Annotated in this window: 28 protein-coding genes; 16 read left to right on the forward strand and 12 right to left on the reverse strand. The window is 74.1% G+C overall.

Features of this window, described 5'->3' with window-relative positions; all coding sequences use genetic code 11:
- Positions 1 to 293 (reverse strand): hypothetical protein (locus tag VIM19_07600; protein HEY5184751.1); only part of this gene is annotated, 293 nt, incomplete at its 3' end.
- Positions 294 to 369: 76 nt separating this feature from the next.
- Between VIM19_07600 and VIM19_07605 the strand changes: the two genes are divergently transcribed.
- Complete coding sequence (locus VIM19_07605; GenBank protein HEY5184752.1) at positions 370 to 843, forward strand: nitroreductase/quinone reductase family protein; 474 nt, start codon at positions 370 to 372, stop codon at positions 841 to 843.
- Here VIM19_07605 and VIM19_07610 read toward each other — a convergent pair.
- Positions 825 to 1160: a cupin domain-containing protein gene (locus VIM19_07610; GenBank protein ID HEY5184753.1), complete on the reverse strand. Its 336-nt coding sequence runs from the start codon at positions 1158 to 1160 to the stop codon at positions 825 to 827. The genes VIM19_07605 and VIM19_07610 overlap by 19 nt on opposite strands.
- 171 nt (positions 1161 to 1331) lie before the next feature.
- Here VIM19_07610 and VIM19_07615 point away from each other — a divergent pair, with 171 nt between their 5' ends.
- On the forward strand, positions 1332 to 1628 hold the full coding sequence (locus tag VIM19_07615) for a DUF3263 domain-containing protein (protein ID HEY5184754.1): 297 nt from the start codon (positions 1332 to 1334) through the stop codon (positions 1626 to 1628).
- A 130-nt stretch (positions 1629 to 1758) separates the two neighbouring features.
- Here VIM19_07615 and VIM19_07620 read toward each other — a convergent pair whose 3' ends face one another.
- Positions 1759 to 2049, reverse strand: coding sequence for a hypothetical protein (locus tag VIM19_07620; protein HEY5184755.1), 291 nt, complete (start codon positions 2047 to 2049; stop codon positions 1759 to 1761).
- Here VIM19_07620 and VIM19_07625 point away from each other — a divergent pair.
- Complete coding sequence (locus tag VIM19_07625) at positions 2042 to 2296, forward strand: LytR C-terminal domain-containing protein (protein ID HEY5184756.1); 255 nt, start codon at positions 2042 to 2044, stop codon at positions 2294 to 2296. The genes VIM19_07620 and VIM19_07625 overlap by 8 nt on opposite strands.
- Before the next feature lie 8 nt (positions 2297 to 2304).
- On the forward strand, positions 2305 to 3114 hold the full coding sequence (gene otsB / locus VIM19_07630) for a trehalose-phosphatase (protein HEY5184757.1): 810 nt from the start codon (positions 2305 to 2307) through the stop codon (positions 3112 to 3114).
- Here the strand turns inward: otsB and VIM19_07635 are convergent.
- The 4 genes from VIM19_07635 to VIM19_07650 form a co-directional block, all read right to left on the reverse strand.
- Positions 3099 to 5246: an AAA family ATPase gene (locus VIM19_07635; protein HEY5184758.1), complete on the reverse strand. Its 2148-nt coding sequence runs from the start codon at positions 5244 to 5246 to the stop codon at positions 3099 to 3101. The two genes, otsB and VIM19_07635, sit on opposite strands and share 16 nt — an antisense overlap.
- Positions 5247 to 5320: 74 nt before the next feature.
- Positions 5321 to 6751, reverse strand: a complete 1431-nt coding sequence (locus VIM19_07640) for a trehalose-6-phosphate synthase (protein ID HEY5184759.1) — start codon at positions 6749 to 6751, stop codon at positions 5321 to 5323.
- Positions 6748 to 7185 (reverse strand): hypothetical protein, encoded by a 438-nt coding sequence (locus VIM19_07645; protein HEY5184760.1) that lies wholly within the window; start codon positions 7183 to 7185, stop codon positions 6748 to 6750. Before VIM19_07645 ends, VIM19_07640 begins: the two co-directional genes overlap by 4 nt.
- Positions 7182 to 8150: a glucosyl-3-phosphoglycerate synthase gene (locus VIM19_07650; protein ID HEY5184761.1), complete on the reverse strand. Its 969-nt coding sequence runs from the start codon at positions 8148 to 8150 to the stop codon at positions 7182 to 7184. The genes VIM19_07645 and VIM19_07650 overlap by 4 nt, the downstream gene beginning before the upstream one ends.
- A gap of 174 nt (positions 8151 to 8324) precedes the next feature.
- On the opposite strand from VIM19_07650, the gene VIM19_07655 reads away from it, so the two are divergent.
- Entirely contained in the window at positions 8325 to 8525 is a 201-nt protein-coding gene (locus VIM19_07655; protein ID HEY5184762.1) for a cold-shock protein, read from the forward strand.
- A gap of 73 nt (positions 8526 to 8598) precedes the next feature.
- Here the strand turns inward: VIM19_07655 and VIM19_07660 are convergent, their stop codons facing one another.
- Positions 8599 to 8898 (reverse strand): DUF5709 domain-containing protein, encoded by a 300-nt coding sequence (locus VIM19_07660; protein ID HEY5184763.1) that lies wholly within the window; start codon positions 8896 to 8898, stop codon positions 8599 to 8601.
- A gap of 197 nt (positions 8899 to 9095) precedes the next feature.
- Between VIM19_07660 and acsA the strand changes: the two genes are divergently transcribed.
- The 9 genes from acsA to groL all read left to right on the forward strand — a co-directional run bounded on the left by acsA (position 9096) and on the right by groL (position 17501).
- Positions 9096 to 10883: an acetate--CoA ligase gene (gene acsA, locus VIM19_07665; GenBank protein HEY5184764.1), complete on the forward strand. Its 1788-nt coding sequence runs from the start codon at positions 9096 to 9098 to the stop codon at positions 10881 to 10883.
- Complete coding sequence (gene pdhA, locus VIM19_07670) at positions 10880 to 11866, forward strand: pyruvate dehydrogenase (acetyl-transferring) E1 component subunit alpha (GenBank protein ID HEY5184765.1); 987 nt, start codon at positions 10880 to 10882, stop codon at positions 11864 to 11866. The genes acsA and pdhA overlap by 4 nt, the downstream gene beginning before the upstream one ends.
- Positions 11867 to 11892: 26 nt before the next feature.
- Positions 11893 to 12873, forward strand: a complete 981-nt coding sequence (locus tag VIM19_07675) for an alpha-ketoacid dehydrogenase subunit beta (GenBank protein ID HEY5184766.1) — start codon at positions 11893 to 11895, stop codon at positions 12871 to 12873.
- A complete protein-coding gene (locus VIM19_07680) occupies positions 12866 to 14254 on the forward strand; it encodes a 2-oxo acid dehydrogenase subunit E2 (GenBank protein ID HEY5184767.1) in 1389 nt (462 codons plus the stop codon). Before VIM19_07675 ends, VIM19_07680 begins: the two co-directional genes overlap by 8 nt.
- Positions 14251 to 14493: an acyl carrier protein gene (locus VIM19_07685; protein HEY5184768.1), complete on the forward strand. Its 243-nt coding sequence runs from the start codon at positions 14251 to 14253 to the stop codon at positions 14491 to 14493. Before VIM19_07680 ends, VIM19_07685 begins: the two co-directional genes overlap by 4 nt.
- A gap of 102 nt (positions 14494 to 14595) precedes the next feature.
- Entirely contained in the window at positions 14596 to 14844 is a 249-nt protein-coding gene (locus VIM19_07690) for a hypothetical protein (GenBank protein ID HEY5184769.1), read from the forward strand.
- Positions 14841 to 15092: a hypothetical protein gene (locus tag VIM19_07695; protein ID HEY5184770.1), complete on the forward strand. Its 252-nt coding sequence runs from the start codon at positions 14841 to 14843 to the stop codon at positions 15090 to 15092. The genes VIM19_07690 and VIM19_07695 overlap by 4 nt, the downstream gene beginning before the upstream one ends.
- Before the next feature lie 125 nt (positions 15093 to 15217).
- Positions 15218 to 15685: a hypothetical protein gene (locus VIM19_07700; protein ID HEY5184771.1), complete on the forward strand. Its 468-nt coding sequence runs from the start codon at positions 15218 to 15220 to the stop codon at positions 15683 to 15685.
- 187 nt (positions 15686 to 15872) lie between these two features.
- Positions 15873 to 17501 carry a chaperonin GroEL gene (groL, locus tag VIM19_07705; GenBank protein ID HEY5184772.1) on the forward strand — a complete coding sequence of 543 codons (1629 nt, stop codon included), beginning with the start codon at positions 15873 to 15875 and terminating at the stop codon, positions 17499 to 17501.
- A gap of 72 nt (positions 17502 to 17573) precedes the next feature.
- Here groL and VIM19_07710 read toward each other — a convergent pair whose 3' ends face one another.
- A complete protein-coding gene (locus VIM19_07710) occupies positions 17574 to 18446 on the reverse strand; it encodes an alpha/beta hydrolase (protein HEY5184773.1) in 873 nt (290 codons plus the stop codon).
- 84 nt (positions 18447 to 18530) lie between these two features.
- On the opposite strand from VIM19_07710, the gene VIM19_07715 reads away from it, so the two are divergent.
- Positions 18531 to 18794 (forward strand): DUF4031 domain-containing protein, encoded by a 264-nt coding sequence (locus VIM19_07715; protein ID HEY5184774.1) that lies wholly within the window; start codon positions 18531 to 18533, stop codon positions 18792 to 18794.
- Between the two features lie 5 nt (positions 18795 to 18799).
- On the opposite strand, the gene VIM19_07720 is transcribed toward VIM19_07715, so the two are convergent.
- Positions 18800 to 19432 (reverse strand): hypothetical protein, encoded by a 633-nt coding sequence (locus VIM19_07720; GenBank protein HEY5184775.1) that lies wholly within the window; start codon positions 19430 to 19432, stop codon positions 18800 to 18802.
- 114 nt (positions 19433 to 19546) lie between these two features.
- On the opposite strand from VIM19_07720, the gene VIM19_07725 reads away from it, so the two are divergent.
- Complete coding sequence (locus VIM19_07725; protein HEY5184776.1) at positions 19547 to 21511, forward strand: hypothetical protein; 1965 nt, start codon at positions 19547 to 19549, stop codon at positions 21509 to 21511.
- A gap of 60 nt (positions 21512 to 21571) precedes the next feature.
- On the opposite strand, the gene VIM19_07730 is transcribed toward VIM19_07725, so the two are convergent.
- Positions 21572 to 23206, reverse strand: a complete 1635-nt coding sequence (locus VIM19_07730) for a DNA repair helicase XPB (protein HEY5184777.1) — start codon at positions 23204 to 23206, stop codon at positions 21572 to 21574.
- A gap of 75 nt (positions 23207 to 23281) precedes the next feature.
- On the reverse strand, positions 23282 to 23731 hold a 450-nt coding region (locus VIM19_07735; protein HEY5184778.1), incomplete at its 5' end, for a WYL domain-containing protein.

Raw genomic sequence — 23731 nt, forward strand, 5'->3', positions numbered from 1 at the left:
AGGGCCAGCCCGAGCAGCGCAGCGACCGGGATCAGCTGATGGCCCATGCGGACGTGGTTGTCGATGAGCGGGGTGGCCGGCAGCAGCGCCTGCAGCCCCTCACCGGACTGGGTCGCCACGGGCACCGTCAAGGTGGCCACGAAGGTGAACACCAGGGTCAGCACGCCGATCCGGCGCCGCATCGCCGGCCACGCCGCGACCAGCGCCGAGGCCACCGCAGCGGCGGGCAGCAGCACGACGACGGCATGGATCACCAGCACGTGGGTGGGCAGACCGAAGATCGTCGCGGGCATGAGGCGGGAGGCTGCCCAACCCGGATGAGAGCCGGATGAGAGTCCGAGGGGGGCGGCGGCCCGGCATACTGCGCCAATGGCCTACACCGACGTCATCCGCCGGCTGGGCACCACCCGCTGGTTCTCCTGGACGGCGGCCCGGCTGGCCCCGCTGGACGCCAAGGTGCTCAAGCGCACCGGGGGCCGCTACGGGCTGCTCGGCGACCACGGGCTGCCGCAGCTGCTGCTCACCACCACCGGCCGCCGGTCCGGCCAGCCCCGCACGGTCACCCTGCTGTACGGGCAGCTCGGCGACGAGCTGGTGCTCATCGGCAGCAACTTCGGCCAGGCGAACCACCCGGCCTGGGCGCTCAACCTCGAGGCGACCCCCAGGGCCGTGGTGGAGATCCGCGGGCAGGCCCGCCCCATGGCCGCACGGCTGGTGACCGACCCGGACGAGCGGGAGCGGGTGTGGACGATGATGACCGACCTGTACCCGGGCTACGCCGGGTACCGCAGCCGGGCCGGTCGCGACATCAAGGTGTTCGCGCTTCAGCCCCGCAGCACGTAGACCTTCCGCAGCGTCTCGTGCACGTGCCAGCGGGTGCGGTCGCCCGCCTCGAGCACGCCGACGTCCCCGGGCCCGACGTCGAGCAACCGACCGCCCTCGACCTCGATCGTGGCCCGGCCGGCCAGCACCACGAACACCTCGTCCGCCTCCACGTCGGTGGACGACCCCGCGGTGTGCTCCCACAGCCCGATGCTGACCGCCCCGGCGTCCAGCAGCTCGCGCGCCGCGGTCTGCGGGGCCCCGGCGAGCACCTGGGCCGGGTCGAGCGGGTCCGGTTCGAGGGCGGCGGTGAGGGCGTGGACGACGCGGCAGGCCATCCCGAAACCTAGGCCGGGAAGACACGCCGAAGTGAATGACACGGTTGTCGTTTCGTGCCTACGATGGGGCCGGATCGGGGGCGGCCCGGGAGGGGAAGCCTGAGCCGCCCCCGTCCCCCAGGACAACGGCCGTCGATCCACGCACCGTTTCGAGCAGCCACGAGGAGACCCATGGACGCCGCGAACGCCATCACCGGCGCACCCGCCAGCGACCACGGCGCCCTCAGCGAGCGGGACCAGCGCATCCTGGAGTTCGAGCGGCAGTGGTGGAAGTACGCGGGCGCCAAGGAGCAGGCGGTCCGGGACCTGTTCGACATGTCCGCCACCCGCTACTACCAGGTGCTCAACGCGCTGATCGACCGCCCGGAGTCGCTGGCCTTCGACCCGATGCTGGTCAAGCGGCTGCGTCGGCTGCGGGCCTCCCGGCAGAAGGCGCGCTCGGCGCGCCGCCTCGGCTTCGACCTCTGACGTCTGACGTCTGACGGTTCTGGCCTATCGTCGGGGTCGTGGCGGACGCGGGAGGAACCGGGACGAACGCGACGGATCCCGATCGTCGCCGGCCCCGTTCCCGGGCGCACGCCCGGCGCGGGATCGGCAGCTACGTGTTCCCCGCGGTGGTCGGCGGCGCGGCCCTGATCGCCATCACGGTCGGCATCGTCGGCTGGGTGCGCCCGCTCGCCTCGGACAGTGCGGCGGCCAGCCACTCCCCGGTGCCGATCCCGCGGGCGTCGACCACCGCGGTCCACCCGACGCCGCTGCCGACGCCGTCCCCGGCCAGCCCCAGCACCGTGCCGTCGCCCACCCGGACCGCCGCACCCACCCCGACCCCGAAGCCGACTCCCACACCGACCGTCACGGCGGCCACCAGGCCCGCGGTGGTCGTGCTCAACCAGACCGCCGCAGTCGGGCTGGCGGCCACGGTGGCGGCCCGGCTGCGCAGCGCCGGCTGGGTGGTGCCGGCCGTCGGCAACTACCGGGGTGCGGTGCCCAGCACCACGGTCTTCTACCCGGCCGGGAGGCAACCGGCGGCGCAGTCCCTCGCGAAGGTCCTCGGGGTGACCCGCACCGACCCCCTGCTGGCCGGCATGAGCACCAGCCGGCTGACCGTCGTCCTCACCAGCAACCCGTTCGGCTAGCCGTGGGGCTGCTGCTGCCGCTGCCCCGGACGGCGACCGGCCGGGCCGGGCTCGACGCGGTGCTGGCCGACCCGGCCGGTGCGCTGCTCGGCTGCGACTACGACGGCACCCTGGCGCCGATCGTGGCCGACCCGGCCCGGGCCTGGCCGCAGCCGGGCGCGGTGCCGGCGCTGGTCGACCTGGCCGACCGGCTCGGTCACCTCGCCGTGGTCAGCGGCCGGCCGGCGGCCAGCGCCGTGCAGGTCGGCGGGCTGGGCGACGTCCCCGGTCTGGTCGTGTACGGGCTGTACGGCGCGGAGCGATGGGCCGCAGGTGCCCTGCACGCCTCGGTGCGTCCGGCCGCGCTGGACGCCGTCCAGCCGTTCCTGGCCGGCCTGGTCGAGACCCTCGCGCCCGGCTCCCGGATCGAGGACAAGGGGGCGGCGCTGGCGGTGCACGTGCGCGGCTCGTCGCAGCCGCAGCACGACCTGGCGGTGCTGCGGCCCGCCCTCCAGGCGCTGGCGCACCGGCACGGGCTGGTGCTCGAGCCCGGACGGCTGGTGCTCGAGCTGCGGCCACCCGACGCCGACAAGGGCCGCACGCTGGACCGGCACGTCACCGAGGTGGCCGCCCGCAGCGTGCTGTTCATCGGCGACGACCTGGGTGACCTGGCCGCGTTCGAGGTGGTCGAGCGGCTGCGCGGGCGCGGGGTGGCCGGGCTGACCGTGGCCAGCGCCTCGGCCGAGACGCCGGAGGTGGCCGAGCGGGCCGACCTGGTGGTGGACGGCCCGGCCGGAGTGGTCGAGCTGCTGAGCGCGCTGGCTCAGGCGCTCGCCTGAGCGGCCGCGAAGGCCTGCAGCGCGGCCAGCGACTCCGGCCGGATGGAGGGGCGCACCGTGGCCAGTGCCTGCTCCACGTGCGCGGCCGTGACGGTCGAGGCGGCGGTCGACTCGCGCATGGCGGCCAGGGCGGCCTCCCGGACGATCGCGGTGAGGTCGGCCGCGGAGTACCCCTCGGTCCGCCCGGCCACGGCCGTCAGCTCCACGGCCGGGTCGAGCGGGGTGCGCCGCGCGGCCGCCCGCAGGATGTCCGCGCGGGCGGCCGCGTCCGGCGGGGCCACGTACACCAGGCGGTCCAGCCGCCCGGGCCGCAGCAGCGCGGGGTCGACCCGGTCGGGGCGGTTGGTGGCCGCCACCACGACCACGTCCCGCAGCGTCTCGATGCCGTCCAGCTCGGTGAGCAGCGCCGCCACGACGCGATCGCTGACGCCCGAGTCGCTGCCCTGCCCCCGCGGCGGCGCCAGCGCGTCCACCTCGTCGAGGAAGATCAGGGCCGGTGCCGCCTGCCGGGCCCGCCGGAACAGCTCCCGAACCCCCCGCTCGGACTCCCCGACCCACTTCGACAGCAGCTCGGCGCCCCTGACCGGCAGCACGTTCGCCTTCCCGGTCCCGGCGAGGGCCCGGATCAGGAAGGTCTTGCCGCAGCCGGGCGGTCCGTACAGCAGCACGCCGTGCGGCGGGGTCACCCCGAGCCGGTCGAAGGTGTCCGGGTAGGCGAGCGGCCAGAGCACCGTCTCGGTCAGCACCTGCTTGACCTCGGCCAGGTCCCCGACGTCGTCCAAGGTGAGGTCCGGGGTGTCCAGGGCCTGCCCGGCCAAGGCGGTGGGCCGCACCACCGCCAGCGCCGCCGCGAAGTCGGCCGCCGCCACCCGGGGGACGCCGTCCGGCTGCTGGTCGCGCTGGCGGTGCGCGGCGCGCAGCGCGGCCTCCCTGGCCAGCGACTCCAGGTCGGCGAGCACGAAGCCGGGGGTGCGGCCGGCCAGGTCGTCCAGCGCCACGTCGGCGTCCAGCGGCATGCCCAGGGTGAGGTGCCCGAGCATCGCCCGCCGCTGGTCGCGGGTGGGCAGCGACAGCAGCACCTCCCGCTCGAGCAGGCCCGGCCCGCGCAGCGTCGCTGACACCTGCTCCGGCTGGGAGGTGGTGCACACCACGGCCACCCGCGCGTCGGCGACCAGCGCGCGGATGACGTCGACCAGGGGACCGAGCAAAGGGGCCGGGGCGTTCTGGTCGGCCGGTGCCAGCGCGTCGACGTCCTCGACGAGCAGCACTGCCGGCGTCTTCGCCCGCACCCCCTGGACCGCGGACGTCAGCTCGGCGACGGCCGCCGCCGGGTCGAGTCCGGCCAGCCGGGGCCCCCAGACCCGCACCATCTGCGCGCCGGTCGCGGCGGCCGCGGCGGTCACCACCGAGGCCTTCCCGGAGCCGGCCGGCCCGACCACCAGCAGGCCCACCTGCGGCCGGGTGCCCAGCCGGGCCAGCAGGTCGGCGTGGTGGAAGGCCAGGTCGAGCGGCTCGCGCAGGGCGGCGAAGGAGTCCTCCAGGCCGGGGACCACCGCGGCCGGCTGGGACGCAGGCGTCGGCTGCGGCACCACCGGCGGCGGCACGACGAGCGGCGTGGCGCTGCCGTCGGTGGCGCGCCCGCCGGCCCAGCCGACGGCGGTGCCGATGGTGAGGATCGACGGCTCCGCCGGGTCGGCGTCCATGGCCAGCAGGTCGATGGTCCGCCACGCGTCGACCTCGCCCGCGATCGCCCGGCGCGCGCGGTCCACGGCGCCGCGGTCGGTGCCGTCCGGCAGCGCGAAGTCCTGCGGGAGCAGCGAGACCTGGTCGCCGCGCGTCACCACCTTGCCTAGCAGCGCCAGCCGCAGCAGCTCGGGCGGGACGGCGCCGGCGACCTCGGCCGGTCCGGACAGCACCAGCCGGCGGGTGGGCTGCTCGACGGCCCGCCGCACCTCGACGTCGCCGTCCGCCGGGACCTGCAGGTTGCGCAGGGTCAGCTCGTCGCACAGCAGCAGCCGGCTGTCGGTGCCGGGGGGCGCCAGGGCCACCAGCGCGCCGGTGACCCGGCCACCGCTCAGCCGGACCGGGTCCCACGGCCGCAGTCCCAGGGCCTGCAGGGTGACGTCGGCCATCCGCACCACGCCGCGTCGGGCGTCCAGCGGCGCGGCCCACTCCACCGCCCGCAGCACGAAGCCGGCCTGGGCGGTCACCGCGCCAGTGCCTCGAGCTGGGCCGTCAGCCACAGCAGCGGCGGCAGCACCGTGGCCGTGGCGGCCAGCCGCTGGCAGGCCGCCGCCCGCTGCTCCGGGGGCATGGACAGCGCCGTGTGCAGCGCCTCCGCCGTCTCGATCACGTCGAACGGGTTGACCAGCAGCGCGTCCGGCCCGAGCTCCGCGGCGGCGCCGGCCTCCCGGGACAGCACGACCGCGCAGCCCCGCTCGGCCAGCACCGGGGCCTCCTTGGCCACCAGGTTCATGCCGTCGCGCAGCGGGTTGACCAGCAGCACGTCGGCCACGATGTAGGCCGCCAACGACCGCGGGTAGTCGTCCTCCACGTGCAGGACCACCGGGCGCCAGTCCGGCGTCCCGAACTCGTCGTTGACCGCGTCCGCCGTGCGCTGCACCGCCGCGGTGTACTCCCGGTACACCGGCAGGTCGTGCCGGCTGGGGTAGGCGAAGGCCAGGTGGGTGACCTTGCCCCGCCACTGCGGGTAGCGGTGCAGCAGCTCGCGGTAGGCGTCCAGCCCGCGCACGATGTTCTTGCTCAGCTCGGTGCGGTCCACCCGGATGATGCACCGCCGGTCGCCCAGCTGCTCGCGCAGGGTGGCCAGCCGGGCCTGGACGTCGGGCTGGGCCGCGCGCGCCCGAAGGCCCGGCCCGTCCACCCCGAGCGCGAACACCCCCACCCGGGTGGTGCGCCCGGCGTGGCGCACGGTGCGCGCCTGCCGGTCCACCTCGGCGCCGAGGAACCGCTCGCAGCAGTCCATGAACGCCGCGGCCCAGCGGTCGGTGAGGAAGCCCGCGACGTCACCGCCGAGCACGCCCTCGAGGACCGCGCGGCCCACCGGGTCGGGCAGCAGCGCGAAGTAGTCCGGCGGCGCCCAGGGGGTGTGCGAGAAGTGCAGGATCCGCAGGTCCGGCCGGCGCTCGCGCAGCAGCTGCGGCGCCAGCGTGAGGTGGTAGTCCTGCACGAGGACCCGCCCACCGGGGGCGGCCTCCTCGGCCAGCGCCTGCGCGAACGAGGCGTTGTAGTCCACGTAGGCGGCCCACTCGCGGGTGAACCGGTCGTCGAACACCGGGGTGGTGGGGGTGTCGAAGAGCAGGTGGTGCACGAACCACAGCGTCGAGTTGGCCACCGCGTTGTAGGCCCGGGAGAACGTGGTCGGGTCGATGTCCAGCATCCGCACCTGGGTGGACCCGTCCGGCGCCAGCCCGAGCCGGCCGCCCTGCGACCGGCGGACGGCGATCCGGTCGCCCTCGGTCAGCGCCGCGCACACCCAGACGGCGTCCCCGAGGGCGGACAGGCCCGAGATCAGCCCGCCGCCGCCGCGCGAGCTGCGCAGCGTGCCGTCGTCCGCGAGACGGAACGAGACCGGCCCCCGGTTGGAGGCCACCACCACCGCCGCTCCCGAACTCATGCTCCGACCCTAGGCGTTGGCCGCGGCGGGGCGCTGCCGGGTGCCGGGTAGCCGCCGGCGGGCAGCCCGGCGCGCCGCTCGAACACGTTCGCGGTGGCCGGGTCGCCGGCCCGCAGCCACGACCACCCGGACGCGGCCAGGTATGCGGGCAGGAACGGCAGCCCCAGCAGCCAGGCCCACTGGGTGGCGTGCCGGGCCTCGTGGGCGAGCAGGGTGCGCCGGGCGGCCAGCTCGTCGGCCGCCAGCCGGCTGACGACGACGTTGCCCACGGTGAACGCCGCGGCCGCCGGGAGGCGCAGCCGGTAGCCGCCGGCGAGCAGCAGCCGGTCCGGGCCGGGCACCGGCCGGGCGCCGCCGACCCGGGCGACGGCCAGCCCCAGCAGGGTGGCCCCGGTGGCCAGGTTGACGACCTCGCGCGCCCTCCCGGGCGTCATGCGACGGGGGTGGCCGCGTACTCGGGCACGCTGACCATGGGCGGTCGCTCCGGACGCTCGACGTCGTACGTGGTGACGACCAGCCGGTCGCCGTCGCGGCCGAACTGGGCCAGCGTCGGGCCCAGCGGCCCGCGCAGCCGCAGCCGGCCCTGCTGGTCCAGCCGGGCCAGCGCCGTCCGCCAGATCTCGCTGGCCATCCGGCCCAGCGCCGCGTCGTCCTGGTGCCGGTGGTGGCGCACCCCGAGGTCGACCTGGGCGATCGCGTCCAGGCCGAGCCGGTCGAAGGTGTCCACCAGCAGCCCCAGCTCCACGCCGTACCCGGTGGGGAACGGCAGCTGCTCCAGCAGCGACCGTCGGGCCGCGTACTCCCCGGCCAGCGGCTGCACCACCCCGGCCAGCTCGGGCCAGTGCAGGTTGAGCAGCGGGCGGGCGACCAGCTCGGTCACCCGGCCGCCCCCGGGCAGCACCAGCCCGCCCTCGCGCAGCGGCCGCTCGTAGACCGCCTTGACCAGCGCCACCCGAGGCTCGGTGAGCAACGGGCCGAGCAGACCCCGCACGTACGCCGAGCTGAACTCCTCCAGGTCGGCGTCGACGAACACGACCAGGTCGCCGCTCGTCGCGGCCAGCGACCGCCACAGCACCTCGCCCTTGCCGGGCAGCACCGGCAGACGCGGCAGCACGTCCCCCCGGAGCACCACCCGCGCCCCGGCGGCGGCGGCCACCTCGGCGGTGCGGTCGGTGCTGCCGGAGTCCATGACCACGAGCTCGTCGACCAGCGGGTGCGGCCCCCCGACCAGGTCGCGGCGGATCGCCTCGACGATCGGCCCGACCGTCGTCGCCTCGTCCAGCGCCGGCAGCACGACGCTCACCGTGGATGCGCCCTTGGCCGCGAGCAGCCGGGGGAACGGCCAGTCGGCGGCTGCCGAGGTGCGCAGCTCCAGCCAGCGCGCGACGTCGGGGCGCATGCCCCCAGTCTCGGTCCCCGGCCACGGCGGTGGCAAAGCGCGGACCGGGGCGTCGACCCGTTCGGCGGCAAATCGGTCCGAGGTTGTTCCCAGCGGGCCGCTCGATCGCTAGCCTCGGTCATCGCGATCCGCCGTCCGGTGGGATCAACGGGTCCAGCACAACAGGAGCGCACGATGCCGCAGGGCACAGTCAAGTGGTTCAACGCCGAGAAGGGCTACGGCTTCATCGCCATCGACGGCGGCGAGGACGTGTTCGTCCACTACAGCGCCATCGACATGGAGGGCTACAAGTCCCTCGAGGAGGGCGACCGGGTCGACTTCGAGGTCTCGCAGGGCCAGCGCGGACCGCAGGCGGACGGCGTCCACAAGGTCTGAGCGACCAGCCGATCAAGCCCGATCGACGGCCCGGCACCCCCACCAGGGTGCCGGGCCGTCGAGCTGGGCGGCGTCAGCGGTCGTCCGGGTCCTCCGGCAGGTGGTCGTCCTCGACCGCCTCGGCGATGAGCTGGTCGGTCTCGTCGATCACGTGCACCGCCGACTCCTCCGCACTCAGCCACCGCGTGTCGCCCTGGGCCAGGTGGGCGACCGACTCGGAGGTGGTGTCCTCGTGCGCCCCCTCGTCGTCCTCGACCAGCCGGCCCTCCGGCAGGGTCGGATCCCGGGGGCCGAACTGCTCGTCGTAGTTCTCGTCGTCCTCGGCCTCGACGGGACCAGCTTCCGGGTCGAGATACCAGGTGCCCTCGCCCATCGCGCACCTCCCGGTGTCCGTTCCCGGGACCGGTTTCCGCCCGGGAGATCCATCCTGCCCCGTTGGTGCCGGTCACGGCGAGGACCTTCGTCCCGGGCTGCCCCGTGGGCCCGGCGCGGGACCTTTCGCCTCATGCACACCCCCCGGCCGGCGTGGTGGTGTGGCTACCAGAGCGTGACGGACGCCGGGAGGTCGGCATGAGCTGGGAGACCATCCACAAGACCGAGAAGCCCGTGCTGGCTCCCCTGCTGGCCGACTACGAGGCGGTGCGGGCGACCTTCAGCTGGGCGGCCGAACGGGCCGCGCTCGACGGGCTCCCGGACGGCGGCCTGAACGCCGCCCACGAGGCCGTCGACCGGCACCTGCACGACGGCCACGCGGACCGGGTCGCGCTGCGGTTCCTCAGCGGGGACGGCGTCGACGAGGAGCTCAGCTACGCCGAGCTGGCCGAGCGGACCACCCGGTTCGCTGACCTGCTGGCCCGGCTCGGGGTGCGCGAGGGGGACCGCGTGTTCGGCCTGCTCGGCCGGGTCCCGGCGCTGTACGTCGCGCTGCTCGGCACCCTCAAGCGGGGCGCGGTGTTCTCCCCGCTGTTCAGCGCGTTCGGGCCGGAGCCGGTCGGGCAGCGGCTGGCCCTGGGCGGCGGCCGGGTGCTGGTGACCACGCCGTCGTTCTACCGGCGCAAGGTGGCCCCGGTCCGTGACCAGCTGCCCGCCCTGGAGCACGTGCTGCTCGTCGGCTCCGGGCCGGGGGCGGCCGACGTGCCGGGCGGGCACGACCTCGCGGAGCTGCTGGCCCAGGCCGACCCGCGGCGCCCGCTGGCGGCCACCCGCCCCGAGGACCCGATGCTGCTGCACTTCACCAGCGGCACCACGGGCGCCCCCAAGGGCGCCGTGCACGTGCACGACGCGGTGGTGGCCCACCACGCCACGGCCCGCTACGTGCTCGACCTGCACGACGAGGACGTGTTCTGGTGCACCGCCGACCCCGGCTGGGTCACCGGCACCTCCTACGGCGTGCTGGCGCCGCTGACCTGCGGGGTCACCTGTGTGGTCGACGAGGAGGAGTACGACACCGACCGCTGGTACCGGATCCTCGAGGAGCAGCGGGTCACCGTCTGGTACACCGCGCCCACCGCGCTGCGGATGCTCATGAAGGCCGGCACGGAGCACGCCCGCGGCCACGACCTCACCGCGCTGCGGCACGTGGCCAGCGTGGGCGAGCCGCTCAACCCCGAGGTGGTCGTGTGGGGGCAGGAGGCGTTCGGCCGGCCGGTGCACGACACCTGGTGGCAGACCGAGACCGGCGCCATCATGATCGCCAACTACGCCAGCGCGGAGATCCGGCCCGGGTCGATGGGCCGCCCGGTGCCCGGCATCGAGGCCGCCATCGTCGCCAGGGACGTGCACGGCGACCCGGTCACCGGGCCGGACGGCGAGCCGGTCATGGTCACCGAACCGGGCGCCGACGGAGAGCTGGCCCTGCACGCCCCGTGGCCGTCGCTCATGCGCACCTATCTCAACGACGACACCCGCTACCGCAAGGCGTTCATCGGCTCCTGGTACCTCACCGGCGACCTGGCCCGCCGCGACGCCGACGGCTGGTTCTGGTTCGTCGGCCGTGGCGACGACGTCATCAAGTCGGCCGGGCACCTGATCGGGCCGTTCGAGGTGGAGAGCGCGCTCATGGAGCACCCCGCGGTCGCCGAGGCCGGCGTGATCGGCGTCCCCGACCCGATGGCCGGCGAGGTGGTCAAGGCGTTCGTGGCGCTGCGGCCGCCGTACGAGCCGACCGACGAGCTGCGGCTGGAGCTCATCGGCTTCGCCCGCAAGCGGCTCGGCGCCGCGGTGGCGCCGCGCGAGATCAGCTTCTCCCAGGACCTGCCCAAGACCCGCAGCGGAAAGATCATGCGCCGGCTGCTCAAGGCCCGTGAGCTCGGCCTGCCGGAAGGCGACCTGTCGACCCTCGAGGGAGGCCCCCGATGACCACGATGACGGCGGTGGACCGGGAGACCGGCCTGGCCCTGTACCGGGCGATGCTGCGGGTGCGCCGTTTCGAGGAGCGGTGCGTGCAGCTGTACAGCGCGGCCCGCATCCGCGGGTTCTTGCACCTGTACATCGGCGAGGAGGCGGTCGCCGTCGGGGTGCTGCCGCACCTGCGGGACGACGACGCCGTCGTGGCCACCTACCGGGAGCACGGGCAGGCGCTGGTCCGCGGCGTCCCGATGGACTCGATCATGGCCGAGATGTTCGGCAAGGTCGAAGGCTGCAGCCGGGGCCGGGGTGGCTCCATGCACCTGTTCGACGCCGACCACCGGTTCTACGGCGGCAACGGGATCGTCGGCGGCGGGCTGCCGCTGGCCGTGGGGCTGGCCCTGGCCGACCGGATGCAGGGCCGCGACCGGGTCACCGTGTGCTTCTTCGGCGAGGGCGCCATGGCCGAGGGCGAGTTCCACGAGTCGCTGAACCTGGCCGCGCTGTGGAAGCTGCCGGTGCTGTTCCTGTGCGAGAACAACCTGTACGCCATGGGCACCGCGCTGGAGCGGTCGGAGTCGGAGACCAACCTGCCGCTCAAGGCCGCTTCCTACGAGGTGCCGGCCTGGACGGTGGACGGCATGGACGTGCTGGCCGTGAACGAGGCGGCCGCGCGGGCCGTCGAGCTGGTGCGCGACGGCGGCGGACCGGTGTTCCTCGAGGCCCGCACCTACCGGTTCCGGGCGCACTCCATGTACGACCCGGACCGCTACCGGGAGAAGGCCGAGATCGAACAGTGGCGGCAGCGCGACCCGATCCTGCTGCTCGGCGAGCGGCTGACCGCCGACGGGCTGCTCACCGACGCCGACATCGAGGCGGCCGAGCAGGACATCACCACGGAGATCGACGCCGCCGTCGCGTTCGCAGAGGCGGGGACCGACGAGCCGGTGGACCAGCTGCTCCGGTTCGTGCACACCGAGCGGGAGCAGTCATGACCGCCGCGCCGGCACCGGCCCAGCAGGTGAAGACCACCTACCGGGAGGCGCTGCGGGCCGCGATCCGGGACGCGATGACCCGCGACGAGCGGGTGTTCCTCATGGGCGAGGACGTCGGCCCCTACGGCGGCGGCTTCGGGGTGAGCCTGGGGCTGTACGAGGAGTTCGGCCCCGAGCGGATCCGGGACACCCCGCTGTCGGAGTCCGCGTTCGTCGGCGCCGGCATCGGTGCGGCGCTGGGCGGGATGCGGCCGATCGTGGAGATCATGACGGTCAACTTCTCGATGCTGGCGCTGGACCAGATCGTCAACACGGCCGCTTCGCTGCTGCACATGAGCGGCGGGCAGTTCAACGTGCCGCTGGTGATCCGGATGACCACCGGCGCCGGGCGGCAGCTGGCCGCGCAGCACTCGCATTCGCTGGAGAACTGGTACGCGCACGTGCCCGGGCTGCGGGTGCTCGCCCCGGCCACGCTGGAGGACGCGCGCGGCATGCTCTGGCCGGCGCTGCTCGACCCCGACCCGGTCGTCATCTTCGAGCACGGCTCGCTGTACAACGAGGGCGGTGAGCTGGCCGCCGACGCGGGGGACGTCGACATCGAACGGGCCGCCGTCCGCCGGGCCGGGGACGACGTCACGGTGGTCACCTACAGCGGGTCGCTGCCCAAGGCACTCGAGGCCGCCGACCAGCTCGCGGCCGACGGCGTCGCTGCGGAGGTCATCGACCTGCGGGTGCTGCGCCCGCTGGACGACGCGGCGCTGCTGGCCTCGGTCCGCCGCACCCACCGGATGGTCGTGGTGGACGAGGGCTGGCGGTCCGGCTCGCTGGCCGGCGAGATCGCCGCGCGGGTGACCGAGGAGGCGTTCTACGACCTCGAGGTGCCGGTCGCCCGGGTGTGCAGCGCCGAGGTGCCGATCCCGTACGCCCGGCACCTGGAGCTGGCCGCGATCCCGTCGGTCGAGCGGATCGTGGCCGCGGTCCGCGAGGTGGTGCACGGCCATGGCTGAGTTCAAGATGCCCTCCCTCGGCGCGGACATGGACGAGGGGACCGTCATCGAGTGGCTGGTCAAGCCCGGCGACCCGGTGCACCGCGGCGACGTGGTCGCAGTCGTCGACACGGCGAAGTCGGCCATCGAGGTGGAGATCTTCGAGGACGGCGTGATCGCCGAGCTGCTGGTCCCGTTGGGGTCGACGGTGCCCGTGGGCACCCCGCTCGCGCGCCTCGCCCCGGCGGGAGCCGCACCGGCCGCACCGGAGGAGCCCGCGGCTGAGCCATCGTCAGAGCCGGCGGCAGAGCCGGCCGCCGAGCACGTCGTCGAGCACGTCGTCGAGCCGGCGGCCAGTCCGCTGGTCCGACACCTGGCGCACGAGCGCGGCATCGACCTGGCCGCCGTCCCGGCCAGCGGCCAGGGCGGGACCGTGACCAGGGCCGACCTCGAGCACGCGACCCCAGCGCCGGCAACGCCGTCCCCGGCCGCGCCTGCCTCGGCCGAGCCCCCGGTCGGGCGGCCGTTCGCGCGGGCGGTGCCCCGGGCCCGGGCGCGGGCCGCCGAGCTGGGCATCGACCTGTCCGCGCTGACCGGCACCGGGCCGGACGGCGCGGTCACGGTGGCCGACGTCCAGGCCGCTGCGGCAGGGCAGCCGGTCGAGAAGCCGGCGGCCGGTGAGGAGTTGGCGGCCGGTGAGAAGCCGGCGTCCAGCGACAAGGTCGCCGCCAGCGACAAGGCGGCCGCCATGCGCGCCGCGATCGCGGCGCTGATGGCCCGGTCCAAGAAGGAGATCCCGCACTACTACCTGCAGGCCACCGTCGACCTGTCGCACGCCCTGGGCTGGGTGCGCGAGCGCAACGAGGGACGCGGGGTCGCCGACCGGCTGGTGCCGGCCGCGGTGCTGCTCAAGGCGACTGCGCTCGCGGTGCGCCGGGTGCCCGAGGTGAACGGGTTCTTCGTCGACGGCGGCTTCCAGCCCAGCGAGCACGTGCACCTGGGCGTGGCCGTGGCCCTGCGTGGCGGCGGGCTGGTCGCGCCCGCCATCCACGACGCCGACACGCTGCCGATGGACGACCTGATGGCGGCGCTGAAGGACCTGGTGGCCCGGGCCCGGGCCGGTCGGCTGCGCGGCTCGGAGATGAGCGACCCCACGATCACCGTGACCAACCTGGGCGACCAGGGGGTGGAGCTGGTGCACGGGGTGATCTACCCACCGCAGGTGGCCCTTGTCGGGTTCGGCCGGGTGGTCGAGCGGCCGTGGGCGGTGGACGGCATGCTGACCGTCCGGCCGGTGCTCACGGCCACCCTGGCGGCCGACCACCGGGTCACCGACGGGCACCGCGGCGGGCTGTTCCTCGCCGCCATCGAGACCCTGCTGCAGAAGCCGGAGGAGCTATGACGCACGACGACGCGGTCGCCGCGGTGGCCAAGGTCATGGGCCAGGTGGCCCCGGAGGCCGAGCTGGACCTGGTCGACCCTGCGGCCGACCTGCGGGCCGAGCTGGACCTCGACTCGATGGACTTCCTCAACCTGGTCGAGGGGCTCAAGGAGGAGACCGGCGTCGACATCCCGGAGTCCGCCTATGCCCAGGTGCGCAGCCTGGACGGTCTGGCCGACTATCTGATGGCCCACGCCTGAATACTGTGGCTCCCCGTCGAAACCTCCGATGAGAGGGGGAGTTCATAGCCCAGGAGGTGCCCGACGGCCCGGTCCCGTCGCCTGCTCGGCGGGGCCGCGGCGGTGGCGTTCGTGCTGGGCCTCGGCCTGCTCGTGGGCCCGGCTCCGTCCGCCGACGCCGCAACGGCCCGCGGCCCGGTGCCGGGGACGGGGGCCAAGCCGATCGGCCGGGTCCACCTGGAGGCGTTCGAGAACGTCAACATCCTGCAGGTGGTGGACGCGAGCAACCGGATCGCGCGGCGCATCCAGTTCGCCGGCAACCCCGACGTGCGCAAGCCCGACCTGTGCCACACCCAGGGCGGCTCCCGGTGAGCTGGGACTGCACCCTGGTGGGGCGGCTGAACGACTTCACCCGGCTGTGCCCCGGCCGCGGCATCGGCACCCACGACATCCCGATCAACCGCTACTCCGGACGGCGCTCGATGAACGTGGCCGACCTGGTCCAGCGGCCGGGCGTCGGCTCGCCGATCAGCCACGGCTGCCTGCGGATGCGCGAGGCGGACGCCCAGCCCATCGACGACCACTTCTCCCGCGGGTTCTCCCGCGGGGTGCCGGTCTAGGTCATCAAGACGCCGTGGCGGGCGGTCAAGGCCCTGCCGCCGCTGGCGCCCCCCGTGGTGGTCGCCACCGCGGGGGACCGCCGGGCCACCGTGTCCTGGGTCCACTCGACCTCCGCGACTCGGCGGTGACCTCCCACCTGGTCGTGGTGAGCCCGGGCGGCCGGAAGATCGTCGTCGCGCCGACCGTGCGGGCGGTGTCGGTCACCGGCCTGACCAACGGGGCCGCGTACTCCTTCGCCGTGGTGGCCACCAGCGCCGCCGGCTCGTCCCCGGCGTCCGCCTGGTCCAAGCCGGTGACCCCGCTCGCGCCACCGGCCGCGCCCGAGGGCCTCACGGCGCTGCCGCAGGGCCTGGACGCCGTCCAGGTCGGCTGGCTGCCCGCCGCGGCCAGCGGCGCCCCGGTGGCCGGCTACCTGGTCACGGTGGGGGCCGTCACCGTGGCGGCGGCGGCCGACGCCACCTCGGTGGTCGTCACCGGGCTGCCCTCGGACCAGCCGCTGCGGGTCAGCGTGGCCGCGACCAGCGCGGTCGGTCGCGGGGCCGCCGCAGTGACCGACCTGCCGCGGCTGGACCGGCTCCCGTCGACGCCGTAGACCCGGGACGGCTTGCACTCGCAGGGGTCGAGTGCTAATCATTGGGTTGGCACTCCGACCACGAGAGTGACAAAGACCGAGGACCGAGGGGTCGAGGTCCGGGCGGTGCGGGGCTCAGCCTCGCCGGCTCCGGAGCTGGCGTCCCCGCGCTCCTGACCTGCAACCGTTCCAGGAGGACGGACACCACATGGCCAAGATCATCGCGTTCGACGAGGAGGCCCGCCGCGGCCTCGAGCGCGGCATGAACCAGCTGGCGGACGCCGTCCGCGTGACCCTCGGCCCGCGTGGCCGCAACGTCGTGCTCGAGAAGAAGTGGGGCGCCCCCACGATCACCAACGATGGTGTGTCCATCGCCAAGGAGATCGAGCTCGAGGACCCCTACGAGAAGATCGGCGCGGAGCTCGTCAAGGAGGTCGCCAAGAAGACCGACGACGTCGCCGGTGACGGCACCACCACCGCGACCGTGCTGGCCCAGGCCCTAGTCAAGGAGGGCCTGCGCAACGTGGCCGCCGGCGCCAACCCGATGGCCCTCAAGCGGGGCATCGAGCAGGCCGTCGAGGCCGTGAGCGCCCAGCTGCTGGCGATGTCGAAGGAGGTCGAGACCAAGGAGGAGATCGCCTCCACCGCCTCGATCTCGGCCGCTGACCCGCAGATCGGCGAGATGATCGCCGAGGCGATGGACAAGGTCGGCAAGGAAGGCGTCATCACCGTCGAGGAGAGCAACACCTTCGGCCTGGAGCTCGAGCTCACCGAGGGCATGCGCTTCGACAAGGGCTACATCTCGCCGTACTTCGTCACCGACGCCGAGCGCATGGAAGCCGTGATGGAGGACGCCTACCTGCTCATCGCCAACTCCAAGATCTCCGCAGTGAAGGACCTGCTGCCGATCCTGGAGAAGGTCATGCAGGCCGGCAAGCCGCTGGTCATCCTGGCCGAGGACGTCGAGGGCGAGGCCCTGGCCACCCTGGTCGTCAACAAGATCCGTGGCACCTTCCGCTCGGCCGCCGTCAAGGCCCCGGGCTTCGGTGACCGCCGCAAGGCCATGCTGCAGGACATCGCGATCCTCACCGGCGCCCAGGTCATCTCCGAGGAGGTCGGCCTGAAGCTGGAGAACACCGGCGTCGAGCTGCTCGGCAAGGCCCGCAAGATCGTCATCACCAAGGACGAGACCACGATCGTCGAGGGTGCTGGCGACTCGGAGCAGATCGCCGGCCGGGTCAACCAGATCCGCGCCGAGATCGAGAAGTCGGACTCCGACTACGACCGCGAGAAGCTGCAGGAGCGGCTGGCCAAGCTGGCCGGCGGCGTGGCCGTCATCAAGGCCGGCGCGGCGACCGAGGTCGAGCTCAAGGAGCGCAAGCACCGCATCGAGGACGCCGTGCGCAACGCGAAGGCGGCCGTCGAGGAGGGCATCGTCGCCGGTGGCGGCGTGGCCCTCATCCAGGCCGGTGCCAAGGCGTTCGACAAGCTCGAGCTCACCGGTGACGAGGCGACCGGGGCGAACATCGTCCGCGTCGCGCTCGACGCCCCGCTCAAGCAGATCGCCATCAACGCCGGCCTCGAGGGCGGGGTCGTGGCCGAGAAGGTCCGCAACCTCGAGCCGGGCTTCGGGCTGAACGCGGCCACCGGCGAGTACGTCGACATGATCAAGTCGGGCATCATCGACCCGGCGAAGGTCACCCGGTCGGCGCTGCAGAACGCGGCCTCCATCGCCGCGCTCTTCCTCACCACCGAGGTGGTCATCGCCGACAAGCCGGAGAAGGCTGCGGCCCCCATGGGCGGCGGCGACGGCGGCATGGGCGGCATGGACTTCTAAGTCCACCCCTCGCTTCACCTGTCAGGGTGAGGACGGCGTCTCCGCCGTCCTCACCCTGACAACTTTTTGGGGTCAGCCCAACAGCCAGCCGTAGACCTCGTCGAGCTGGTTGAGCACGCCCAGGTGTCCCATGCCCACGGTGACGTGGCCCTCCGCGCCGGGGATCACCGAGGTCAGCCAGCCGGCGTGGCCGACCGGCACCAGGACGTCGTCGGTGCCGTGCCACACCCCGACCGGGACGGCGACATCGGCCGGGTCGAAGCCCCACGGCCGGGTGAACGCGAGGTCGTCGTCGGCCCAACCGTCGATGCCGGGGCGCAGCGCCTCGCTGAACACCTCGGCGAGCAGCTGCTCGAAGTCGGGCCGGCGGACCAGGTCGGCGTCCACCGGCGGCAGGCCGGCCGCGAACGCGGCGAGGAACGCGCCGACGTCGTCGGTCACGGCCGCGGCGATCGGGTCCAGCAGCGCCTCCAGCGCGGCCCGGCCGGACAGTGCGGCGTCGAACTCCTCGACGTTCTCCTCCGCCATGCCGGCGAAGAAGTCCAGCCCCGGGCCGTCGAGCGGACCCACCGAGGCGAGCAGCGCGCATCGGGTGACCCGCTCGGGCAGCAGCGCCGCGGTGGCCAGCGCGTGCGGCCCGCCGCCGGACCAGCCGACCACCGCGAACTGGTGCACTCCGAACGCGTCGGCCACCGCGGCGGTGTCGCCCGCGGCGTCGGTGACCCGGCGGCCGGGCCGCGGCTGGCTGCCGCCGTACCCGGCCCGGTCGAAGCCGATCAGCCGCACGCCCAGCCGGTCCAGCAGCCCGGGGTCCGGCGGGGTCAGCAGCCGAGACCCGGGGGTGCCGTGGTGGGAGATCACCGGATGGCCGTCGTGGGGACCGAACGCGGCGGCGGTGAGCAGCCGCCCGTCGGGGGTGTTCACCGGGAGCCGGGTCTCGTCCATGCCCGGCAGCCTAGGGTGCCACCCTGCCGCCGTTGCAGGCAGCACGGTGCCTGGGCCAGCCCTGGTGCCTGCAACGATGGCGGTGTGGCTGTGCTCGTGGACCGCGCGGTGTGGCCGGGGCACGGCCGGATGTGGTGCCACCTGGTCAGTGACCACTCGCTGGAGGAGCTGCACGCGTTCGCCGCCCGGGTGGGCCTGCCGCCGCGCGCCTTCGAGCGGGACCACTACGACGTGCCGGCCGAGCGGCGCCCGGCCGTGGTGGCCGCCGGCGCCCTCGAGGTGTCCAGCCGCGAGCTGGTCGCCCGGCTCACCGCTGCGGGTCTGCGTCGGCGCAAGCACCCGCGCTAGCGCCGTCAGCCCTCCAGGGCGGCCAGCTCCGCCGAGACGTTGGCCCGCGCGGCCGCCTCCCAGCGGTCCCGGCCCAGCGCGGTCGCGAACAGGAACGGCCGGTCGAGCAGCCCCCGCAGGACGGCAGCCCGCCCGACCCGCCACTCGTCGTCCGACAGGTGCCCGTACTCGCACCGCACGGCGGCGACGTACGCCGCGTACCCGACCGGGTCGAGGGCCAGCACCGCGAGGTCGGCGTCGCACAGCACCGCGCCGTCCCGGTCGTCGGGGCCGGGGGCGTGCCCGGCGGTCAGCCGGACCAGCCGGGCGACCTCCGCCACGACCGAGGGCGCCACCCGGAGCCGCCGCAGCACGTCGGTGGCCAGCTCGGCGCTGCGGTCCTCGTTGTCTCCGGCCGTCGGGTCGTAGACGGCGTCGTGGAACCAGGCCGCGAGCCGCACCACGTCGAGGTCGACGGCCACGTCGGCCAGCTCATCCACCCGGGTGAGCACGTCGGCCAGGTGGTCCAGCGAGTGGTAGCGCCGGGCCGGCCCGGCGTAGGCGGCGACCAGCCGGGCGCCGGCCCCGGCGACGTCGTGCCTCGCGCCCAGCGCCCGGCCGGCCGCCAGCCAGGCCGCGGGCAGGTCAGCGGTGCGCACCCCCCCAACCTACGCAGCAGTGCTGACCCAGCCCCATTGCCACGACAAGATCACCACGGTTCAATCGGACGCGCCTCGGGCGTGATCACTTCGATGTGCGGGGAAGGATCTTGGATGAAGCGAATCGCTGCGCTCGCCAGCGGTGCCCTGATCATGGGCTCCCTGGTCGTGCTTCCGGGCTCAGTCGGGAACGCGGCCACCACCAACCGAACCCGACTGGTCCCGGCCGCGGGCACGACCTCGATCCGCTCCACGGCGGCCGGCCCAGATGTCCTGGCTCAGCCGGAGATCCGCCGTGGCCCGGACGACGCCAAGGCGGCTCTGACCGTCAACCGATCCCGGCCGCCGTCCGCCGGCGGCGGCATCTTCCCGCCCAAGGCGTTGCCGGTGCCCACGGTGGCCTCGAGCTGGGTGGCCCGAAACAACCCCGAGGTGGCGTTCAGCTTCGAGGGACTCAACCATGCGGACCAGCGGCTGGCCAACGGCGGCAACCAGTTCTCCACCGAGCCACCGGACCAGGCGCTGTGCGTCGGCAACGGGTACACCGTCGAGTCGGTCAACAGCGTGCTGCGGGTGGTCAGCTCGACGGACGGCAGCCCGCTGACCGGCGTCCAGGACCTCAACACGTTCTTCGGCTACCCCCCGGCGGTGGACCGGGCGACCGGCGCCATCGGGCCCAACGTGATCGACCCGGTCTGCCTGTACGACCCGGACGTCCGGCGCTTCGTCGTGTCCATCACCACGCTGCACGTCGACGGCGCGGGGGACTACAACGGCAAGAACACCATCGACGTCGCCGTCTCGAACACCGCTGACCCGACGGCCGCATGGACGGTCTACCACGTCCCGGCGCAGAACGACGGAACGGACGGCACGCCGGACCACCACTGCACGCTCGACGGCGTCACCCCCGGCCCGTGCTTCCAGGACTACCCGCACATCGGCTCGGACGGCAACGGCGTCTACATCACCACGAACGAGTACGACCTGTTCGGCCCGAGCTACAACGCGGCCCAGATCTTCGCGATGTCGAAGCAGCAGCTGGCCGCTCACCCGAGCAGCCTCCCGGTGACCCTGGTGGAGAACCTGTCGCTGGCCGGGACGCCGGGGTGGACCGTGTGGCCCGCCCAGTCCCCAGCCGGCAGCTACGCGCGCGCGGCCGGCGGCACCGAGTACTTCCTCAGCACGGTCGCCGGGGATGGCAGCGAGACCGGCAACCCCACGGGCACCGCCCGAAAGATCGGACTGTGGGCGCTGACCAACACCGGCTCGCTGGACTCGACGTCGCCGGCGCTGAAGATCTCCAGCACGGCGGTCAACAGCCAGACGTACGTCTTCCCGCCGACGGCCGCGCAGAAGGCCGGCCCGACTCCGCTGCGGGACTGCCTCAACGACACGACCACCCCGACCGTCTACGGTCCCGGCTGCTGGCAGCTCTTCTTCGCCAGCGCGCCCGCGCACGACGAGGTCCAGTCGCAGCTGGACTCCGGGGACTCGCGGATGCAGCAGACCTGGTACGTCGACGGCACCCTCTGGGGCGCCGCTGGCACCGCCGTGCGGGTCAACGGCACGGTCCAGGCGGGGATCGCCTGGTTCGCGGTGGACCCGAACGTCAACCCGGTCGGCAAGGTCAACGGCAGGGTGGAGCAGCAGGGGTACATCGCGCTGGCGGGCAACAACCTCATCTACCCGGCGATCGCCATGGGTCGCAACGGCCACGGCGTGATCGCGTTCACCGCCGTCGGGTCGTCGTACTACCCGAGCGCCGGGTACGCGACGATCAACGCGGGCGGCCGGGTCGGTCCGCTGCACATCGCCGCGGCGGGCGCCGCGCCGTCCGACGGATTCACCTCGTACAAGGCGTTCGTGGGCGACCCGCCGCGGACCCGCTGGGGTGACTACGGTGCCGCCGTCACCGACGGCAGGGACCTGTGGGTGGCCTCGGAGTACGTCGCGGCCTCCTGCACGTACGAGCAGTACTACCCCAACCCGCCGAGCCTGACCGACTTCGGCAGCTGCGGCGGAACCCGGACGTCGCTGGCGAACTGGTCGACGCGGGTGACCAAGCTGGCCGGGTAGGCCCGGCCGCAGACCTGTCAGGGTGAGGACGACGTATGCGCCGTCCTCACCCTGACAAGGTCACAGATCGTGGGCGTCGACGATCCGGTAGGCGTAGCCCTGCTCGGCCAGGAACCGCTGCCGGTGCGCGGCGAAGTCGGCGTCCACGGTGTCCCTGGCCACCACCGCGTAGAACCGGGCAGCCCGGCCGTCGCCCTTGGGCCGCAGCACCCGGCCCAGCCGCTGCGCCTCCTCCTGCCGCGAGCCGAACGTGCCCGACACCTGGATCGCCACCGACGCCTCCGGCAGGTCGATGGAGAAGTTCGCCACCTTGGACACGACCAGCGTGGTCACCTCGCCGGTGCGGAACGCCTGGAACAGCCGCTCCCGCTCGCGCACCGTGGTGTCGCCCTTGACCACCGGCACGCCGAGCCGCTCACCCAGGTCGTCGAGCTGGTCGATGTACTGCCCGATCACCAGCGTCGGCTCGCCCCGGTGCTGGTGGACCAGCTGCTCCACGATGCGGGTCTTCGACGTCGCCGTCGAGCACAGCCGGTACCGCTCCTCCGGCTCGGCGGTGGCGTAGACCAGCCGCTCGTGGTCGGACAGCGTCACCCGCACCTCGACGCAGTCGGCCGGCGCGATGTAGCCCTGCGCCTCGATGTCCTTCCACGGGGCGTCGTAGCGCTTCGGTCCGATGAGCGAGAACACGTCGCCCTCGCGGCCGTCCTCGCGGACCAGCGTCGCGGTCAGGCCGAGCCGGCGCCGGGACTGGATGTCCGCGGTGAACCGGAAGATCGGGGCTGGCAGCAGGTGCACCTCGTCGTAGAGGATCAGTCCCCAGTCCCGCTCGTCGAACAGCTCGAGGTGCGCGTAGACGCCCTTCCGGCGGGTCGTCATCACCTGGTAGGTGGCGATGGTCACCGGCCGGATCTCCTTGCGGGCGCCCGAATACTCGCCGATCTCCGGCTCGGTCAGGGTGGTCCGCTTGAGCAGCTCGGACTTCCACTGCCGGGCCGAGACCGTGTTGGTGACGAGGATCAGCGTGGTGGCCTTCGCCCGGGCCATCGCCGCGGCCCCGACGATCGTCTTGCCGGCCCCGCAGGGCAGCACGACGACGCCGGACCCGCCGGCCCAGAAGTTGTCCGCGGCCTCCCGCTGGTAGGTGCGCAGGGTCCAGCCGTCCTCGACCAGGTCGATGGCGTGCGCCTCGCCGTCGACGTACCCGGCGAGGTCCTCGGCCGGCCAGCCGAGCTTGAGCAGCACCTGCTTGAGGTGGCCGCGCTCGCTGGGGTGGACGGCGACGGTGTCCGGGTCCACCCGGATGCCGACGAGCGGCTCGACCTTCTTCGAGCGCAGCACCTCCTCGAGCACCGCGCGGTCGGTCGACTCCAGCACCAGACCGTGCGCCGGGTGGTGCAGCAGCTTCAGCCGCCCGTACCGGTCCATCGTCTCGGCCACGTCGACGAGCAGCGCGTGCGGGACGGCGTAGCGGCTGTACTTCAGCAGCGTGTCGACGACCAGCTCGGCGTCGTGCCCGGCGGCCCGGGCGTTCCACAGGCCGAGCGGGGTCAGCCGGTAGGTGTGCACGTGCTCCGGGGCGCGCTCCAGCTCGGCGAACGGCGCGATGGCCAGCCGGCACTCGGCGGCCAGCTCGTGGTCGACCTCGAGCAGCAGCGTCTTGTCGGACTGGACGATGAGCGGACCGTCGGTCACGCGGAGCCTCTCGGTCGGGGTCGGGCGGACATACCAGTGTCGCTCAGGACCAGCGTCGCTCAGGACCAGCGTCGCTCAGGCCGGCTCGTCCTCGAGCGCGGCCGCCCCGGTGATCCGGTGGACGGCGAAGGTGTGCACCTCGGCCGAGCGGTGGTCGTAGGCCGTGAGGTACCCGCCGGCGATGCGCACCGGGTCCACCACCCGCTCGGTGACCCCGCCGTGGGTGTCGACGTAGCCGATCCAGACCGGGCGGCCCTCCTCGAGGGCGGCCCGCAGCAACGCCAGGGTGTCCGCGGCCGCGCTGCGCGGCGGGCTGCCCCCGCCGGCGACCCCGCCCACCACCGGGCCCCGGGACGCGGACGTGGCCCGCTCCCCGGCGCGCAGCGCCCGCACCGCAGCGGTGACCAGCCGTTGCCCGGGAGCCGGGTGCTCGGCGGCCAGCCGGGGCGGCCGCGGGCGGGTGGCCGTGCGGCGGGCGTCCGGACGGCGGGTCAGCACGGCGCCGTCCGCGCTTTCGGCGGCCGG

It is taken from the genome of Actinomycetes bacterium (assembly GCA_036510875.1).
GTDB lineage: Bacteria > Actinomycetota > Actinomycetes > Prado026 > Prado026 > DATCDE01.